Origin of the sequence: Salinibacillus aidingensis, assembly GCF_039522525.1 — a bacterium.
GTDB lineage: Bacteria > Bacillota > Bacilli > Bacillales > Alkalibacillaceae > Salinibacillus > Salinibacillus aidingensis.
In genome coordinates this window covers 39,762-56,479 of the sequence record NZ_BAAADO010000009.1, presented here as the reverse complement: position 1 = coordinate 56,479, position 16,718 = coordinate 39,762, and the positions used below count along the sequence as shown (strand labels likewise).

General features: G+C 42.5%; 16 protein-coding genes and 2 riboswitches. Of the genes, 3 read left to right on the top strand and 13 right to left on the bottom strand.

What is annotated here, in order from left to right; all coding sequences use genetic code 11:
- Positions 1-24: 24 nt before the first annotated feature.
- The 8 genes from ABD006_RS16735 to ABD006_RS16700 form a co-directional block, all read right to left on the bottom strand.
- A complete protein-coding gene (locus tag ABD006_RS16735) occupies positions 25-978 on the bottom strand; it encodes an ATP-grasp domain-containing protein (protein ID WP_343843575.1) in 954 nt (317 codons plus the stop codon).
- A gap of 17 nt (positions 979-995) precedes the next feature.
- Positions 996-2,045 (bottom strand): LLM class flavin-dependent oxidoreductase, encoded by a 1,050-nt coding sequence (locus ABD006_RS16730; protein WP_343843572.1) that lies wholly within the window; start codon positions 2,043-2,045, stop codon positions 996-998.
- 292 nt (positions 2,046-2,337) lie between these two features.
- Positions 2,338-2,449, bottom strand: a riboswitch (SAM riboswitch).
- A gap of 138 nt (positions 2,450-2,587) precedes the next feature.
- Positions 2,588-3,328: a succinate dehydrogenase iron-sulfur subunit gene (sdhB, locus tag ABD006_RS16725; protein WP_343843569.1), complete on the bottom strand. Its 741-nt coding sequence runs from the start codon at positions 3,326-3,328 to the stop codon at positions 2,588-2,590.
- Between the two features lie 55 nt (positions 3,329-3,383).
- Complete coding sequence (locus ABD006_RS16720) at positions 3,384-4,484, bottom strand: phosphomevalonate kinase (RefSeq protein WP_343843566.1); 1,101 nt, start codon at positions 4,482-4,484, stop codon at positions 3,384-3,386.
- A 164-nt stretch (positions 4,485-4,648) separates the two neighbouring features.
- Entirely contained in the window at positions 4,649-5,668 is a 1,020-nt protein-coding gene (mvaD, locus tag ABD006_RS16715) for a diphosphomevalonate decarboxylase (protein ID WP_343843563.1), read from the bottom strand.
- Positions 5,665-6,654 (bottom strand): mevalonate kinase, encoded by a 990-nt coding sequence (gene mvk / locus ABD006_RS16710; RefSeq protein WP_343843560.1) that lies wholly within the window; start codon positions 6,652-6,654, stop codon positions 5,665-5,667. The genes mvaD and mvk overlap by 4 nt, the downstream gene beginning before the upstream one ends.
- Before the next feature lie 35 nt (positions 6,655-6,689).
- On the bottom strand, positions 6,690-8,042 hold the full coding sequence (locus ABD006_RS16705; RefSeq protein WP_343843558.1) for a tripartite tricarboxylate transporter permease: 1,353 nt from the start codon (positions 8,040-8,042) through the stop codon (positions 6,690-6,692).
- Positions 8,042-8,299: a hypothetical protein gene (locus ABD006_RS16700; RefSeq protein WP_343843555.1), complete on the bottom strand. Its 258-nt coding sequence runs from the start codon at positions 8,297-8,299 to the stop codon at positions 8,042-8,044. Before ABD006_RS16700 ends, ABD006_RS16705 begins: the two co-directional genes overlap by 1 nt.
- 334 nt (positions 8,300-8,633) lie before the next feature.
- Positions 8,634-8,742: riboswitch (SAM riboswitch) on the top strand.
- Between the two features lie 77 nt (positions 8,743-8,819).
- On the opposite strand from ABD006_RS16700, the gene ABD006_RS16695 reads away from it, so the two are divergent.
- On the top strand, positions 8,820-9,944 hold the full coding sequence (locus tag ABD006_RS16695) for a 5-methyltetrahydropteroyltriglutamate--homocysteine S-methyltransferase (RefSeq protein ID WP_343843551.1): 1,125 nt from the start codon (positions 8,820-8,822) through the stop codon (positions 9,942-9,944).
- A gap of 284 nt (positions 9,945-10,228) precedes the next feature.
- Here the strand turns inward: ABD006_RS16695 and ABD006_RS16690 are convergent, their stop codons facing one another.
- Entirely contained in the window at positions 10,229-10,390 is a 162-nt protein-coding gene (locus ABD006_RS16690; protein WP_343843548.1) for a hypothetical protein, read from the bottom strand.
- Between the two features lie 238 nt (positions 10,391-10,628).
- On the opposite strand from ABD006_RS16690, the gene ABD006_RS16685 reads away from it, so the two are divergent.
- A complete protein-coding gene (locus tag ABD006_RS16685) occupies positions 10,629-11,453 on the top strand; it encodes a YitT family protein (RefSeq protein ID WP_425542242.1) in 825 nt (274 codons plus the stop codon).
- Between the two features lie 486 nt (positions 11,454-11,939).
- Here the strand turns inward: ABD006_RS16685 and ABD006_RS16680 are convergent, their stop codons facing one another.
- From ABD006_RS16680 to ABD006_RS16665, 4 genes are all read right to left on the bottom strand, one after another.
- A complete protein-coding gene (locus ABD006_RS16680; protein WP_343843546.1) occupies positions 11,940-13,001 on the bottom strand; it encodes a C45 family autoproteolytic acyltransferase/hydrolase in 1,062 nt (353 codons plus the stop codon).
- A gap of 89 nt (positions 13,002-13,090) precedes the next feature.
- Entirely contained in the window at positions 13,091-13,330 is a 240-nt protein-coding gene (locus tag ABD006_RS16675) for a ferredoxin family protein (protein ID WP_044156858.1), read from the bottom strand.
- Positions 13,331-13,501: 171 nt separating this feature from the next.
- Positions 13,502-13,981 carry a DUF1189 family protein gene (locus ABD006_RS16670; RefSeq protein WP_343843539.1) on the bottom strand — a complete coding sequence of 160 codons (480 nt, stop codon included), beginning with the start codon at positions 13,979-13,981 and terminating at the stop codon, positions 13,502-13,504.
- 173 nt (positions 13,982-14,154) lie between these two features.
- Positions 14,155-15,840, bottom strand: coding sequence for a diguanylate cyclase (locus tag ABD006_RS16665; protein ID WP_343843537.1), 1,686 nt, complete (start codon positions 15,838-15,840; stop codon positions 14,155-14,157).
- Positions 15,841-16,370: 530 nt separating this feature from the next.
- Between ABD006_RS16665 and ABD006_RS16660 the strand changes: the two genes are divergently transcribed.
- Positions 16,371-16,682 carry a hypothetical protein gene (locus ABD006_RS16660; protein ID WP_343843534.1) on the top strand — a complete coding sequence of 104 codons (312 nt, stop codon included), beginning with the start codon at positions 16,371-16,373 and terminating at the stop codon, positions 16,680-16,682.
- Positions 16,683-16,718 lie beyond the last annotated feature (36 nt).

Sequence of the window (16,718 nt, the reverse complement as noted above, 5' to 3'; positions counted from 1 at the left end):
ATTTTTGAAGATAGCCTTTTTCTTTTACGCGTAAGCCTTTTGCCTGGCCTGATTCAGTTTTTCTCCCAAATATTTCGCCACTTCCAGCATTCCATATTGCTCTGCAACGGACTCTGCATCACTGTTGTAATTGGTATTGGTATTGATATCATAGGTATACAGATTTCCGCTTTTATCTTTAATAAACTCAATACCTGCTACCTGTATATTGTTGGCTGAAAGCACCTGCTCATATTGCTGCAAAACAGGGTGATCGAAGCCCTTTTGAATTTGGAACTTCGTCGGGGATGCCGGTTCTTCCCCTGCCGGACAGAATAAATCATCAATCGTGCAGGCATCGGCCGGACAAAGCTCAAAGCCCTCTGAAGTATCGACACGTACCGCATATAAAAACCTGCCACCAACAAATTCACAGCGGGTAATAAAGGATTCTGGTGATTCGATATATTCCTGAATCAGTGTAATACCGTCCACTGGCTCCTCAAAATCCTCACCTTCCACATATTCTTTCAATGCATCCACAGATTGAAAGAGCTGGACGCCAAGACCCTTTCCGGCACGGTTATGCTTGGTAATGAATTTCTGTCCTTCAAATGCCTCCGCCTTCCTGATTAACTCTTCTTTTCCAACCGCTGCGATGGTTTTGGGTGTTCGAACCCCGTGTTTTTCAAGCTCCAAATACTGAAGCACCTTGCTAACCTCTAATTGTAAGGCACGACTCCCATTTATGACCGTGCGTCCATAGGCTTCAAGCCATCCTATCACCGCGCTGGCCAGTTCAGGTGAATAACGATTTCCTCTCGTATGCGAGGAAGCACTCATCCGGTTATAAAAGATGCCCTCAGGGGGTTCCTCGGTCAAATCAATGGACCCGTGATCAAGCAGCCAGTCTTCATAGGGAATCTCCAACTCTTCCAATCTCTTAAATAAATGCTCCGTCCATTCTTCATTTTCATGGATGACATACACCTTACTCATCTAAACACTCCTTAAGATTAGTTTTGAACCTTTGCCCGTAATTCTTCTACCAGTGGCATAACCTGATTGGAAAATCGCTTCAGTTCCTCTAATTGCGGTGAACACTGTAATAACAGTAAGTCTACTCCGGCTTGCTCGTATTCTAAAATTCTCTCGGCAATCTGATCAGGAGTTCCGACAAGATTAGGCCGTAACCCACGATTGGAAACCGAATAATCCTGCAACTGAATCCTTTGCTCAAGCTCGGATTTGGAAGTGAAATCTTTAAAGCCTGCATATCCGCTCATATCCTCAACGGTCGTAATCCGTTCCAGTTCCTTCAGTGCCTCTTCTTCAGTATCCCGGCAAATGACATATGCTGCCATCCCAAATGATTGCAAGGGCTCCTTCCCTGCTGCTGTTCTGCGATTTTTCATATCCTGAATTTTACTGGCGACCTCATCTACCGTTCCTCCATGCATGACATACGCATCGCAGGCTGAGGAAATCACCTGCTTGCCTTTTTCACTCTCTCCCCCTGCATAAAGGACAGGGTTCGGCTTTTGCACAGGTTTAGGGGCCAGTTTCGCATCCTCTACCTGATAGAAGTCCCCATTATAGGAAAACGAATCTTCCGTCCACATTCCTTTAAGAATATCAAGAAATTCAGTTGTCCGGTCATAGCGTTCATCGTGTCTCGTGAAAGCCCCGCCGTATTGTCTGGACTCCCCTTCCCACCAGCCGGACACGATATTTAACGTAAAACGCCCCTTACTGATGTGATCAATATTGGCCGCCTGTTTTGCGGTCACTGCCGGATGATGAAACCCTGGCCGGACAGCCGTCATAATTTCGATTTTTTCCGTCACAGCAGCCAATGCCGCAGCTGTCGTCCAGGCTTCCAGTGAATCGTGCTCAATTCCTTTAATATCATTTAAATATAACTCAGCGATTAAGGTTGTATCATATCCCCACTTCTCTGCTGACTGAATCACTTCTTTTGCATAATCATAGGTAGGCGGCATCTGTTCATCCTTTACATTTCGAAGCCAGCCTCCAAAAATCGGTAACCAGAATCCATATTTCATGTTCTCCACTCCCTGTTGTGTTGTTATGTAAAAAATCAAAGGCGGAAGCGCCCGTTTAGCGACGTACGGACTGAACTGAACCGTAGGAGATAAAGGAAACACGACGAACAGCGTGAGTCGATGTTGACTTATCGGACGGAGGTGAAGGAAGTCACGCTAGTCGCTGGGCGCTGGAGCCGGACGTGGCCTCTCTTGTTTTCTAATCCACAAATAGCTTTTTTTATGATTTGCTGGATAAGAAAAAACTCTCTTCCAATAAGAAGAGAGTTGAAACCACTGTAATCGACTCGTCCTCTTATCTTTCAAGCACACTGACTTGATGGATTTGGCACAGTATTCTTTCAAAAAAGAACCTGCTGCCGAGGCTTCCAAGGGCCATTTCCCTCCACCTCTCTGGATAAGATTCCTATATAAAATTGTTAGAAAAATCATAAATCATAAAAGAAAAAATGTCAACCATACCAATTGGATTACTTCCCTAAAAGGAGTGAAAATTTTACCCCATTTCTTTTTAATATCATTAGAAATCAGGAGACAGCCGCTTACCCAAAAAAGCTTTTAAACGACTGCACCGTAGCTTCTCTGTTGATGGCTGCAATGGATGTAGTCAGTGGAATTCCTTTAGGACAGGATTGAACACAATTTTGCGAGTTTCCGCATTCTTCAAGTCCACCTTCTCCCATAAAGGCTTCCAAACGCTCTTCTTTATTCATTTCGCCTGTGGGATGTACATTTTTCAGACGAATCTGTGCAAATACGAAAGGTCCTAAAAAGTCAGTTTTTTCGTTCACGTTTGGACAGGCTTCAAGACAAACCCCACACGTGAAGCATTTGGATAACTCATAGGCCCATTGTCGGGTATTTTCATTCATGCGTGGACCCGGACCAATGTCATAGGTTCCATCAATCGGAATCCATGCCTTTACACGCTTTAACGCATCAAACATTTTCCCACGGTCGATAAATAAATCCCTTATAACCGGAAAGGTAGTCATTGGGGCAAGGGTAATCGGCTGCTCCAGCTGGTCAACCAATGTTGAACAGGCCTGTCTGGGCTTGCCATTAATCAGCATGGAGCAGGCCCCGCAAACCTCCTCTAAACAATTCATATCCCATTGCACAGGAGTGGTTTGCTTCCCATCCTTTGTCACCGGATTTTGCCGGATTTCCATCAGAACAGAAATAATGTTCATATTGGATCGATAAGGAATGGAAAACGTTTCTTCATAGGGCTCTGACTCAGGATGATCCTGACGGGTAATCCTGACCTCAATGTTATCCATGTCGCTTCCTCCTTGCAGAAAAAGTCGGTTTCACCAGCAAGAGAGGTAAATCGGCTTACTCGTGCCAGGTGCTTCCATCGTGGTCAACATCCAGATTTAAAGGTTCAATCCCTGCTTCTCTCCAGGCTTCCCATAACTCTTCAACCTGACGCTGTGAGCGAACAAACGCGATGCCACAATCTCCGCCACCTGCACCAGAGGATTTACCACTTCCTCCTATTTGCTCCGCTAACTCGGATAAACTTGCCAATATTGGTGTTTCTATTAGCATACCCACTTCTTTTCCTAATTTTACAAGGATGGCGCGATTTTTCTTTAAACTCTGTAAGGACAATGGAAGGTCATTTTCGTCAAAACCTCTGACCAGTCCTTTTACCGCCTCATGGCTTTCTTCCACGAAGGTATGGTAAATGTTTCGATGTTCCTGCTGTCCATGCTTCAGCTGTTTGATCATCGGCCCTGTTGAAGCCGCTTTTCCGGTCCACCCGGTACAGAGGCGAAGTCCATCGGGCGGATTTATAGAGCGAATGGATAAATACGGCCATGGCTGATCAACCAGAGCCCTGACAGAGGTCTGCTGCATTTGATCAAGGAGCCAGTCTGCCTGAAAAGCAGAATACTCGAGCCATCCCCCATAGGTTGATGCAGCTACATCAGCTCCGGATCCGCTCCCCTGCGTCTTAACATGGGCAAGCGTGGCAAGCTTAAAAATCAAATCCTTATTTACGTGAAAGGCATCCGTCTGCTTTTGGGCCAGCGCTAAAATGGACGATACCACAGAAACAACAACGGCGGCACTGGAACCAAGGCCGTATTTTTTACCCGAGGGATCATCGAGCTCACTTGTAACCGTTAGATGGAAGGGAGAAAGGTGTATGGATGCTTCATTCAGATAATCCTTCACAGCCATAATCGTATTTTGAACAAACCGTAATTTTTCATCGGTTTCACTGAATTCAATTGAATGGGAATTGGATACCCACGAAACCGTTTCAAAGCCTAAATCAGGAAGGGAAAATTTATATTGATTACTTGGTGTGATTTCTGCATAAACATAGCGGTTGACAGCGGCTACGATGGCATACTGATTCGGTTCCAGTACGGCATATTCACCTGCTATCATTAATTTTCCCGGGACTTTTATCTTGATGGGCAATGGAATTCCCTCTCTTTCAGATCACTTTAAGACCAGGCTTTTTTACAACTACAATCGATCTTTATCACGCATGAACTGGCCGTATTATCCCTTCTTCAAGTCTTGAGGGTAACCCAACAAGACTAAGTGGGGATAAACGTCCGGTAAATTCCTGATAAGTTCAACTAACCATCACTGGGGGATGGAGAATCCCCCAGTGATGGAAGTTTCTCTTTATATTCAATACCGGGACCAGGTCGACAGCCGTATATGCCTTTCACCATTTCCAGATTTTCCAGCTCATCCCGTATCTTCTGCTCGTCTTCCGGAAGACACAGAATTTTTACGTTAGGTCCTGCATCAATCGTATAATAAGCCTGTATTCCTTTATCTCTCAGATGCTGTACTTCTTCCATGACAGCCATTGTACTACTCTGCCAATAGGTAAATGGCGGATGGGAGCCCAGCATCGTTGCGTGCATTTTTAATGCATTGGCTTCGGCGACCTTTCCTAACCGCTCAAAGTCTTTCGTTCGTATCGCTGTTTTTATTTCTTTTAATTCATGGTCAACTGCTTCAAGCCACCCTGAATAAAACGGAGAGGTCTCCACTGTACGCTTCATCCCTTTACGGCTGGAGATCGGCTTTTCGTTTGATTCCAGCAGCACGGACAATACACGGACATCCCACTCCGTTTTACTCATAATCGGCACGGCATAGGAATCGGAACCATCAGTCCGGCTTCCTTTTTCCCATTCGGCAAATCCTCCAAAAACGGAACGGCACGCAGATCCTGATCCTTGACGGGCAAGGATGGAGAGGGTTTTCCTGTCCAAATCAAGACCCAGTGCCTTAGTTGAAGCTGCAGCCAAAGCGGCAAACCCTGATGCAGACGAAGCAAAACCTGCTGATGTCGGAACATGATTCACCGAACGAACGGCTGCATACATCTGTACACCGGCAAATTGTCTGATTCGGTCCAGATAGCTGGAAATTTTGGCAGACTCTGAATCGCTGGCGGTCTCCCCGTTAAAAATAAACGTATCTGTTTGTAAAGCCTCATCAAACTGAACTTCCGTGGTCGTATAAAAATGATCCAATGTGAGAGACAGACTGTTATTCATCGGTAAAATCAGTTCATCATTTCGCTTACCCCAATACTTAATAAGGGCAATGTTTGTATGTGCTTTCGCTACCGCCTTCATATTAAATCTCCTCTGCTTGCTTCATTCATCGATGCGGATTGGGACATTCCCAGGGTGAAAAACCATGTATCCTTTGCCCCAGCTGCTTTCAGGGAATCGGAAATACGCTCAGCATCCTCCATATTTTTAGCCAGGGCTACGATACAGCCCCCGCGTCCGCCACCTGTTAATTTTGCTCCCAATGCACCGGCATTCCGGGCACAGGTGACGAGCTCATTCAGGTTCCCATCACTGACGCCAAGCTTCATTAATTCCTCCTGGGCTTTGTTCAACAGTCCGCCTAATTTTTCCGGGCGTTCTCCGGCTAAAATGGATTTTGCCTTACGCGTCATGTCACCAATATATTTAATCGATTGCTTGGCTTTCTGGTAATGCTTTTCATATTTTTCCCGAACCGCTGTTACTGCTGCCCGTGTATCTCCAATTCGGCCTGAATCAGCCACAACCAGATTCAATGGTACTCCCATTTCGATCGGCTGAATGGCCTCCCCTTTCTTAAACCAAATAGGGACATCTCGTGACACACATTCCATATCAATTCCACTTGGATTCCCATGGGCGTATTTTTCAGCAATATCAACCAGATACATTAACATCTGGTGTGATAATGTCTTTTCAAAATAAGAAAAAAGGCTGCGTACGACCGAGGTAGCAATGGCCGCACTTGAACCCAGACCACGACCAATCGGAATCATGGATTTGATTGTAAAATGTATATCTTTTGCCGGTTTGGCTAAGAATTTTAACGATTCACGAATACATACAGCAATGCCCTCCAACCGGTCCGGAATCGTACCGAGCGGGCCATTATAAAAGTCACTGGATATGGTAATTTCACCAGCACCTTCTTGTACCGTTGATTTTACCATAAGTAATGGAAATGGAAGAGCAATCGCCGGCTCCCCATATACAACTGAATGTTCTCCAATTAAGATGAGTTTACTATGGGCAGTTCCCTCTCCCTTTATTTGAGAAGATGAACGCATAAACATCCCCCACTTCTATTCAATCAATTCTGTTTTTAAAATAACGTATTAACAATAAATGGTGCTGCATATAATGTCATAAACTGAACACCGTAGTTGACGCCTAACCGGTTAAGGACGCCTGCAACCAGTCCAATAAGCAGAACTCCGGCAACATTCAGCCAGCCTGCATCCATATAGGCGAGGAGAAGAACCAGCCCGAAAAACAAGCCCAGCATCGCCTCATGCGGAATACGCTTAAAGACAAAGCGGCAAATCTGCACCGCATACTTCACCGTTACAAAATACGTAATCAAAATCGCAATTCCGGCACCAATAATTGTCGCCCAAAAAAATTCAGACATTGATAAGATATGATGCAAATTATGGTCCTGTGTAAAAACTGGTGGTGCATTAAACAGTGCATGTCCAGGTCCAATAGCTGTTGGCGATAATGGAATGCCAAGTGCAATTAGTGGAATTAAAGTCCCGCTAATATAAGCCGCATTTGTTAAAGCATCCATCGATGAAATGGCACGTGCAGCCTTTTTGACCGGATCCTTAATCTTACTTGCCACAACCTCACCAATCATAATGGTCATACCCACAGGACTTAAGAAAAAGGTCCCCACACCTAATATGGAAGAAAAGAAGCTTGAAACCGTCTCATTTTTTGTCAGAATACGAAACGGATTCGGAAACCCCTTAATTTTTTTGCTGATTTTAAAGGAAATCTTCTTTGTATCGTGACGCGTTAATTTTGAACGTAAGTCACCATTTAACAATTCAAATAGGGTTAATATCACAGGACCAATAGTAATTCCTAAGAAAAAGGAGATAAATACCGTCGTATCCTCAGGAACAATCCCGACTCCCCAATATAAGTGACGCAGCCCTTGAATTAACAGAGCAAGCGGCAATATAGATACTAAGGCAAGCCACTTATTTTTAGTCATTAAGGCTAAAAAGATAGCTCCAAAAAAGAAAATGGGATCGGTATACTCCTTAATAACCTCCGAAAATTCGGAAAGAACATTTGCCAAAGCAAAACTGATAGGAATCGATACAATCGTTCCAATCACCGAGCCGGAAGCCATTTTTCTAATACTGGTATCCGCCAGTCCGTGTTTCTTCAAGACGAGGGCATGTTCTACCATTGGTGCCGACATCACCCCGCCTGGAATACCGGCAACAGCAACCGGAATCGAATCAGTTAATTTCTTGGCTACAATCGCTGCCATGAAGAACGTTAAAATAATCACAGGTTCAAATCCAGCCAGAACTAAAACAAGAGTTACGGGTGCTAAGACAGCTGTTTCATCTGTACCAGGTGCCACTCCGATTAATGTATAGAGTACAGATGCAATTCCAGCAACGAGCACCATCTGTAAAATTAAACTAATATCCATCATTGATCCTCTTCCCTTATCTCTTCAAATGTACGTTTTGGTTTAATAATAAAACTGCTGATGATAAATCCAAGCACGGCACCTGCCAGTCCATAAAATAAAGGTTCAGAGGCATTGTTTGGAGCAAGAAAATATCCTCCCAATGCTCCAGCCCCACAGATAAGAAGGGCAAGCCCTAAATCCTTTATATGTACAAGATCTTCCCATACTTCTATATTCTGCGGTTCATGGTTATGCTTTTTATTTCCTTTAGTCATACAAAAACCCCATCCTGTCAATTTGCATACGCTCAACTCCTCTATTATACACTCGTTTTTAGCCTGCGGTGGAAAAACCATTCATATTCATCGGCAACACCCCTGTTTGTCCACCTGTAAACAGCTGATTTACCTAAATGAAAAAGTACTCCTTATAGATGATAACTTTTTTTTGGCCAGAAAAAAAGAATGGTGCTTTTTTATTTACTATTGTTTATTTTCAAACGACTCCGCTCCTGGTGCTTTTTGTGGAAATTTTTTATAAAGTGTTGCCTTTCTGAATCATTTATTATATATTGATAGAAAGTTCTTAAGACAACTCCATAACGTACTTTTCTTATCCAGAGAGGTTGAGGGACTGGCCCGATGACACCTCAGCAACCAGCCTGTAACAGGCCCGGTGCTAATTCCAGTAAGGTAGTAGAATACCTTAAAGATAAGAAGAATGTTCCGTTGACAAAAAGAGCCTTCTTCTTATGAAGGCTCTTTTTTATTAAATTTTATGAAAGAAGGGATTTTCATGGTTCAAAGTCAAATAACACAATCAAAAACAAGGGTAAACCCTCCATTTCGGGCTGATCACGTCGGCAGTCTATTAAGGTCCGAGCGAATTAAACAGGGACGAATTCAAAAGGAAAAAGGTGAAATAAGCGCCGAACGTTTGAAAGAGATTGAAGACCAGGAAATCGCACGGATTGTAGAAAAGCAGAAGGAAATTGGCTTACAGGCCGTAACGGATGGAGAATTCCGCCGGGCCTGGTGGCATTTTGACTTCCTTGAAGGTCTGGATGGTGTAGAGGGCTATAATACGGGAGAAGGCATTCAGTTCCATGGAACCAAAACAAAAGCTCACGGCGTAAAAATTACTGACAGCATCGATTTCAGTGATCATCCAATGCTTGACCATTATAAATACGTACATAGTCTGGCCGGCAGCCACACCGCCAAAATGACGATTCCAAGCCCAAATATGCTTTGGTTCAGGGGAAAAAATAACACCCATTTTTACAAGGATGACGACGCTTTATTAACGGATTTAACCAAAGCTTATCAGAAAGCGATTCAGGCCTTCTACGATGCTGGCTGCCGTTATTTACAGCTGGATGATACGTCATGGTCCCTGTTTTTTAATGAAAAAGGCCGTGAAATGATTCGCTCACGTGGTCAGGAACCTGAGGAATTACAAAAGTACTTCGCCAAAACCATTAATAATTCCATCGCAAATCGCCCGGATGACCTACAGATTACCATGCACATTTGCCGTGGCAATTTCCAGTCCACCTGGGCTTCATCTGGAAGCTATGATGCCGCCTCTGAAACGATTTTTGGCGGACTCGATGTTGATGGGCTATTTTTAGAATATGACGATGAACGTTCAGGAGGATTTGATCCCCTGCGTTTTGTCCACCGCAATGATTTAAAGTTGGTACTTGGACTGATTACATCAAAATCCGGTAAGCTTGAGGAAGCAGACGACGTAAAACGCAGAATTGAACAGGCAGGTAAATATGTAAACCTTGACCAATTGTGTCTGAGTCCACAATGCGGGTTTGCATCGACAGAAGAAGGAAACCTGCTCACAGAGGAAGAACAATGGAATAAGCTCCGTCATGTCATTCAGATTGCTGAAGATGTGTGGAAATAGCAAGGTAAATTCGGAAAAGCGGAGGCGGCCGTTTAGGCCCGACGGCATAAGCAGAATATCCGGAGTGGCCGCTTTTGGCCATGGAGGGTATTCTGCTTATGACCGCTTGGGCCTGGGAGCCGCAGCTGGACATTAGAAGAGCGGAGGCGACTGATCAGGTCATGCGGGATAAGACGAAGACATGGAGTGGCATGGTTTTGGCCACGCAATGGCTTTGGCTTATATCCGCCTTGACCTAGGAGCCGCAGCTGGACAAGCGTGTGCTTCCGCTTTTTTTGCCTATTCTAATCCTCCCTTTTCTCCACAAATAACAGGATAAAAGTTGCTAAAGGACCGAGGAATAACGATAGTAAAAACCAGTTTAGACCCGTACGATTTTTTCCTTGCGCCAGCCCGGCATTAATCAAGGCTAGTGTACCCCATCCTACTACAAATTCATTTTCCATCTTTTAACACCTGCCATATAAGAACTAAAGGTTTCATCGTTAATTTGAGTATACATTATGAGAAACATCTTGTCTGCAGCACCTGTCTCTATGGCCGTCATCCTGATCAGTCCTCTTCACCTTTCGATTATGATTTATAAGCGAATGGTTATGATATGTACTGTATGAGGTCATCAACTTGAAGGAAAGGCTGATTCTGTTGTCCAAAATCAGAAGAAAAAAAGTCCTTAAAGAGATTATGCAAATCTTTATGATCACCATTGGAGCCATCATTGCAAGTATAGGTCTGGAATTATTTCTCGTTCCCAATGACATTTTGGACGGTGGAGTCATCGGACTATCGATTATTGCAGGTGCGATTACCAATTATCAGATGAGTGTGTTTATCATTTTATTTAATATTCCTTTTTTATTGATTGGCTTTCGCCGCATGGGAAGGAAATTTACGATGCATACACTGTATGGGATTGTTGTCCTCTCGATTTTCACGGCCATTATGCATCAATTCGAGCCTGTTACGGACGACTTATTCTTAGCCACGATTGTCGGCGCGGTGATTCTTGGAACAGGCGTCGGACTGGTGATTCGTACCGGCGGGGCACTGGATGGAACGGAAATTATCGCGATTTTATTCAGTAAGGAACGCCCGGTATCTGTAGGACAGCTGGTTATGATTATGAATTTTTTCATTTTTATTTTGGCTGCTTTACTTGTCTTCAGCTGGGAAACGGCTATGTATTCCATCATTACTTATTACATCGCCTTTAAAATGATTGATGTCGTTGTTGAAGGTATGGAGGAGCTCAAGTCTGTAACGATTATTTCCGACGTTCCGGATGAATTGGCAGATTCACTCATTCAGCAGTTGGGGCGTGGAATCACCTTTTTTCATGGAGAAGGGGTTTATACAAATGATCCCAAAAAGATCATTTACACCGTTGTCACCCGTATTGAATTGTCAATCGTTCGAAGCATTGCAAATGACATTGATCCTGAAGCGCTCATCGCCATTGAAAATGTAGCAGACGTCTCAGGAAGTAATTTCAAAAAAAGCACTCAATGAAAAACCTAACGGGTTCGGTTTTGGAGTGCAAAACACTAAAAACAATGTGAATAGACCCTTAAATGGTTAGGAATTAACACTGAAAATGACATATAAATTAACACTGAAAATGACATATAAATTAACAGTAAATTTAACACAATAAAAAGGAGCTTGGACAATCAAGCTCCTTTTCCTATGAATTTAAATGGCTTCTTCTTCAACTAAAGCCCTCGTTTGTGGAACAAAGCAATTTCACTCTCACTTTGATGACAAAGGAATAATACCTGAACTTATCAATAATCTTCCTTTGCACAACAATTCTCCCTTAAAGCCTATTTTATGTAATAACAAAAAAGATATTACCGCACCGCTTGTTCAACAATCGTGCCCTTTACTTTAATTGGAATGATAAAAGGGTTGTTATTTTACATCTTGTACTTCACAACCGAACCCGTTATAAAAAACCTGCAGGACTTCATTAAGGTCCTGCAGGTTTTTTATTTCTTACTTAAACCAGGTGGCATTTTCATCCATGTGAACAAAAGGAAGATCTGTATCTACTTCCCCATAAATGCGGTCCATGTTCAGATCATTTCCCGATACCCAATCTCCAAAGTCTATTTCTGCCGGCTCCTGATCACCGCCCAAAGCAAACCACGCTTTCTTTTCTTTTGGAAAGTAGGCTGAGGTATGAATGGTACCCGCCCAGTTTTTATATTGTTTTGAGAAAACTCCCCTATCCGTATCGTTCAGCAGACGGAAAGCATCATAGGAATTCTGAATGGTTGATTTCCCCTGCTCCATTGCCTCTAAACGCTTATAGGAGTCAACCAGGTGATGACGATTTTCCTGTTTCATCATTTCAAAATGGTTCGTACAGACCGTGGATTGACGCACCTCTGTTCCTCTCGGGGATGCCTCGACAACAAAGGCCTGTCCACCCTGATCATAGGCAATATAGCTAAAGGAATGGCGGTGTGGGATTTCCTTTAACATAGCCACAGCTTCTTCTATATTGGCGCAATTTTCAAGTACCATCCGGCCAATCATATGACAGATGAACCCTTCTCCCGGCTTTTTTCGATGCATGAAGTTATAACCTAATACCAGGCCTTTTTCATTGATTCCATCCGGACGCCCTGTAATTTTCTGCTGAGGACCCGCCGTCGCATAGCCATGATCCGTTGGCTGATAGAGTGCATACCGGCCCTCATAAGTCTTCGGATGATAATCATAATTACGAATAAAATAATTTTCCCCTGTCAAAATCGAACAGCCCGAACGAGCGTATGGCAAGCGATAACCACTGAATTCCATTAACACACGTTCTATCGGCCATTCCAAAGCATCCTGCAGACCAATGATTTCCTCCCAGATGCCAGGAGCAAAGCGGCGAATGGCATCCCTCGCTTCCTGTTCATCAACGGAAAATCGTGGTCTTCTCACCTTCCATTGCCGTTCCCGATTTTTTACGATTAAAGAATTCTTTAATTGCTCCCCCTGCATTCGTCCATAATCATAATGGGACCCGCGAAACTGAATGATATCACTGTAGATTTCCTTCATGGTTAAGAGCTCCTTTGCGGTTATTTTACTAATTACCAACAGACAAAAAACTCCCGCTTTTACCTGACGGGAGTTTTTCCTAATCCTGCTTACTTATTCGCAAAAAATTCTCTGGCAGCTTCCAGATATGGGACATCCTCGTCCAGCATATCATCCTCATGATAGATAGCTTCGACTGGACATACAGCTTCACAGGCTCCGCAATCAATGCAGATATCCGGATCTATATAAAACATGTCCTTTCCTTCTTCTATACAATCCACCGGGCACACTTCTACACATTCCCCGGACTTTTCCTCTTTACAAGGTGCAGTAATGACAAATGCCATTTTCAATTCCCCCATTCTTAGACGTAAAAGAATCTATATTCTTTCAGGAAATCTATCTGTAACACCGTAGATATCCCTTTTATGTAACAAATGTACATCTTATAAAACTCCATATTGAAGTCTTCCAATAATAAAAATATCATGATTTTTAAATAATAACAACTATTCTAATTATTCCCTGCGCCTTTGAGGATAAACCATAATCATCCTGTACATGATGAGATACAGCACCAGCAATGGAGCCCCATTAATCATGAACGTATATTCTACCGTATACTTTAATAAAACGTGTAAAAGTAAAGGTATGGTCAGTGCAAAAGCCGTCATTTTCCAAAGCTGCTGATATGCCAGTCTCCGTCTAAACAGCACCTTGATCAGATACGAAACACCCGCCAGCAGCGAAATCCCTGATACGGCTAAAAAAATGATTAAAAAAGGATATATGACAATTAATTGAAGTGCATACATGCTCCTTGGAATCTCTGCATCCTCAAAATGAATAATCATTTGTAAGACATCCGGAATAAAGAGGAGAAATAGAATCACACTGATATAAACAATGGTATTACGCATGGAAATACGATTTAACCGAAACAACGCTTTTTTCTCAGGTAGTAAGAAGCTGTTTTTTAAGGCTGTAAAAAACTCCACGACCAGAACCTCCTGCCCATAGCCATCTATCTTATATTTTATATGGATATTGGAAATCTGTCGAACAGTATCCGGTATAAAAATACAAAAAAGTCAGTCCCCCTTAAATATGTGGAAACTGACCGTATCGCGTTATTTATTCAGTTATGAAAGTATTTTTGCTTTAAAATTTTCTAGCGTTCTTTTTCGTAAACGGCCCATTGGTTTCTGCCCGATTCCTTTGATTTGTAAAGGGCATTATCTGCTTCCTTGAGGAGTTTCTCATACGTTTTTTCCTCTCCGTGATAATAGGAAATCCCAATACTCACTGTTGTGGTAATCGCATCTCCACTGGCCGAAACCTCAAAGGGCTGCTTCATTTCCTTCCGAATACGTTCACTGACTCTTATTGCGTCCTCTTTATCTTCAAGGTCAGGAAGAACGACTTGGAATTCATCTCCACCCATTCTCGAAACCGTATCCGTGTCACGGACCGAATTCTGTACCCGTCTCGCAACCTCTTTAATCACTTTATCCCCTGTATCATGTCCGTACCTATCGTTAATCTCTTTAAAATTATCACTGTCTAACATAAGGACGGCTGTAATCGTTCCTTTCCGCTTCGTTGTATTCATCGCAATTTCAACCTGGTGATGGAAAAAGGTGCGATTTGGCAGTCCTGTTAATTCATCGAACAGCGCCATATTCATTAATTCCTTTTCTTTCTCCTTCTGATTGGATATATCTCTTGAAATAAACACAACCTGGTCAACTTCTCCAGAAGCACTGAGAACAGGCCCCCCACGCGTATCAACCCAGACATACTCTCCATCTTTATTCAGACGCCGATATTCAAACTTAATACTTTGCTTATTTTCTATAATCATTGAAAAAGCATTTTGCACTTTAGCCATATCTTCAAGGTGAATAAAGGAAAGATAGGATTTCCCCGCAAAAAAGTCAGGGTGAATCCCTAAAATATCCTGATGGGCAGGGGAAGCATATTGGATGTAGCCGTCACGATTAACGACTCTAATCATATCATTGGAATGTTCCACAATCATCTGATACCGGTTTTCCGATTCTTTCAGTTGATCCTTTAATTCAATAATTTTTGCCACATCCTTATATACAGCCACTCCTCCAATCATCGTACCGTCTTCCATGATAGGAGAATAGGAGGACAGGACTTCGATGACACTGCCGTCCTTGGTTTTCCTCTGGGAACGATTGGCATCAATAACCTCCCCCTGCTTTAAGCGTCGGAAAAGGTTATCCAGTTCCGCCTTCTGGTTTTCAGGAATAATAGTCACTTCGGGATTATAAAAAACATCATCCCTTGTCCACCCAAACATGGTTGTAAAGGCCGGATTCACAGCCAGGTACTCTCCGTTCTCATCAAACATAAATACCGCATCTGCTACATGATTAAAAACCTTTTCCAGTTCTTCCTTTGTTCGTCTTAATTCTTTTTCCTGATTTTTTCTGTTGGTAATTTCCCGGGTGATGGCAATGACATGCTCACAATTGCCCTCCTCGTTAAAGATCGGGGTAACATTCGACTCTACCCACCCCTGCCTGACTTCAGCCTTATTTTCGTCTAAGGGAAATTTCAGCGGCGTTTCATAGGATATGGTTTCCTGATTTTGTATAGCCTCCTTATATTTCCCCGTAATCTTTTCTGCTGATGTTTCAGGCATGATTTCCTCTATTCTTTTACCATTGTAATCCTTTGGAAACTTAAGCAGATTCATGACCTGCTGATTCACCGTTACGTAACGGAAGGATTGATCCTTACCAACCGACACTAAAAAGACCATATCCGAAATACTATTAAAAATAACATCTAAGTATTTAGCATTTTTCAGATTTGTAATCATTCTTGCAGCTCCTCAATGTTATGGAATCCCTCTATATACAAAAAAAGATTATGACATAACCAGACTCCATTTACTACTTTTAAGCTCTTTTATATGGGATAAATGTTTACCAATTGATCCATATTATGGATGATTCAGGCAAAGACAATCTGGTCCTCCTGATTCAGCGAGGCATCTATATTTTTCGTTTCCTCCTGTAAAACGTATTTTTATCTTTCCAATTTTAATTCATTCTACCCACCGTTACCCTTTCAGAATGGACAATCAAATCTAAATATTGTTCTTTAATACAGAGAAATAAACAGACTTGTCTTCATATTGCCAAATTTTCTTATTTTTGGTACAATTAAATTCACCAGTTATTCTCCAGCGTTAATGATAACTACTCAACTCAGCAAAACTTCACACTTTTTATCCAATCAGTAAGGTACCAGGACTCCAAATATTAATCTAATCTTTTCCACTATTTGTTATTTTTGTTTTTCATTTTTCATAAGGTGTTAGGAATACTTTTCGAATGGAGGGAGTGAATGAAACAGATGATGCGAAAACAGAAAAATTTGTTTCTGAACTTAGAGGAAACCTGTCATCACTGTAACGGGAAAGGCTATGTGGAAGTGTTTTCGGATCGGTTTCGCGAAATTTTAGAGGACCTGGAACTGTTATACCCAACATTTGATCAGGCAATGGCCATTGCCCGTGACAAATACGAAGAGGAAATCAAGAAAGAAACCTGCCCAACCTGTAAGGGGAATAAGGTAATCCCCAACGATAATGGCCGATTACTAATATCCAACAAAGACATGATTGTGGAATTTCTGCAAAAACAGAAGCTCATTTAGAAAAGACCTCACTTAACTTTAAGTGAAGTCTTTCTG

What these genes read in the sequence shown, in the direction of transcription:
- ABD006_RS16705 (WP_343843558.1), bottom strand. Translation starts at nt 8,042, where the DNA reads ATGGATATTAGTTTAATTTTACAGATGGTGCTCGTTGCTGGAATTGCA.
- ABD006_RS16685 (WP_425542242.1), top strand. Translation starts at nt 10,629, where the DNA reads ATGCAAATCTTTATGATCACCATTGGAGCCATCATTGCAAGTATAGGT.
- ABD006_RS16665 (WP_343843537.1), bottom strand. Translation starts at nt 15,840, where the DNA reads ATGATTACAAATCTGAAAAATGCTAAATACTTAGATGTTATTTTTAAT.
- ABD006_RS16730 (WP_343843572.1), bottom strand. Translation starts at nt 2,045, where the DNA reads ATGAAATATGGATTCTGGTTACCGATTTTTGGAGGCTGGCTTCGAAAT.
- ABD006_RS16675 (WP_044156858.1), bottom strand. Translation starts at nt 13,330, where the DNA reads ATGGCATTTGTCATTACTGCACCTTGTAAAGAGGAAAAGTCCGGGGAA.
- mvk (WP_343843560.1), bottom strand. Translation starts at nt 6,654, where the DNA reads ATGCGTTCATCTTCTCAAATAAAGGGAGAGGGAACTGCCCATAGTAAA.
- sdhB (WP_343843569.1), bottom strand. Translation starts at nt 3,328, where the DNA reads ATGGATAACATTGAGGTCAGGATTACCCGTCAGGATCATCCTGAGTCA.
- ABD006_RS16660 (WP_343843534.1), top strand. Translation starts at nt 16,371, where the DNA reads ATGAAACAGATGATGCGAAAACAGAAAAATTTGTTTCTGAACTTAGAG.
- ABD006_RS16735 (WP_343843575.1), bottom strand. Translation starts at nt 978, where the DNA reads ATGAGTAAGGTGTATGTCATCCATGAAAATGAAGAATGGACGGAGCAT.
- ABD006_RS16680 (WP_343843546.1), bottom strand. Translation starts at nt 13,001, where the DNA reads ATGAAGGAAATCTACAGTGATATCATTCAGTTTCGCGGGTCCCATTAT.
- ABD006_RS16690 (WP_343843548.1), bottom strand. Translation starts at nt 10,390, where the DNA reads ATGGAAAATGAATTTGTAGTAGGATGGGGTACACTAGCCTTGATTAAT.
- mvaD (WP_343843563.1), bottom strand. Translation starts at nt 5,668, where the DNA reads ATGAAGGCGGTAGCGAAAGCACATACAAACATTGCCCTTATTAAGTAT.
- ABD006_RS16695 (WP_343843551.1), top strand. Translation starts at nt 8,820, where the DNA reads ATGGTTCAAAGTCAAATAACACAATCAAAAACAAGGGTAAACCCTCCA.
- ABD006_RS16700 (WP_343843555.1), bottom strand. Translation starts at nt 8,299, where the DNA reads ATGACTAAAGGAAATAAAAAGCATAACCATGAACCGCAGAATATAGAA.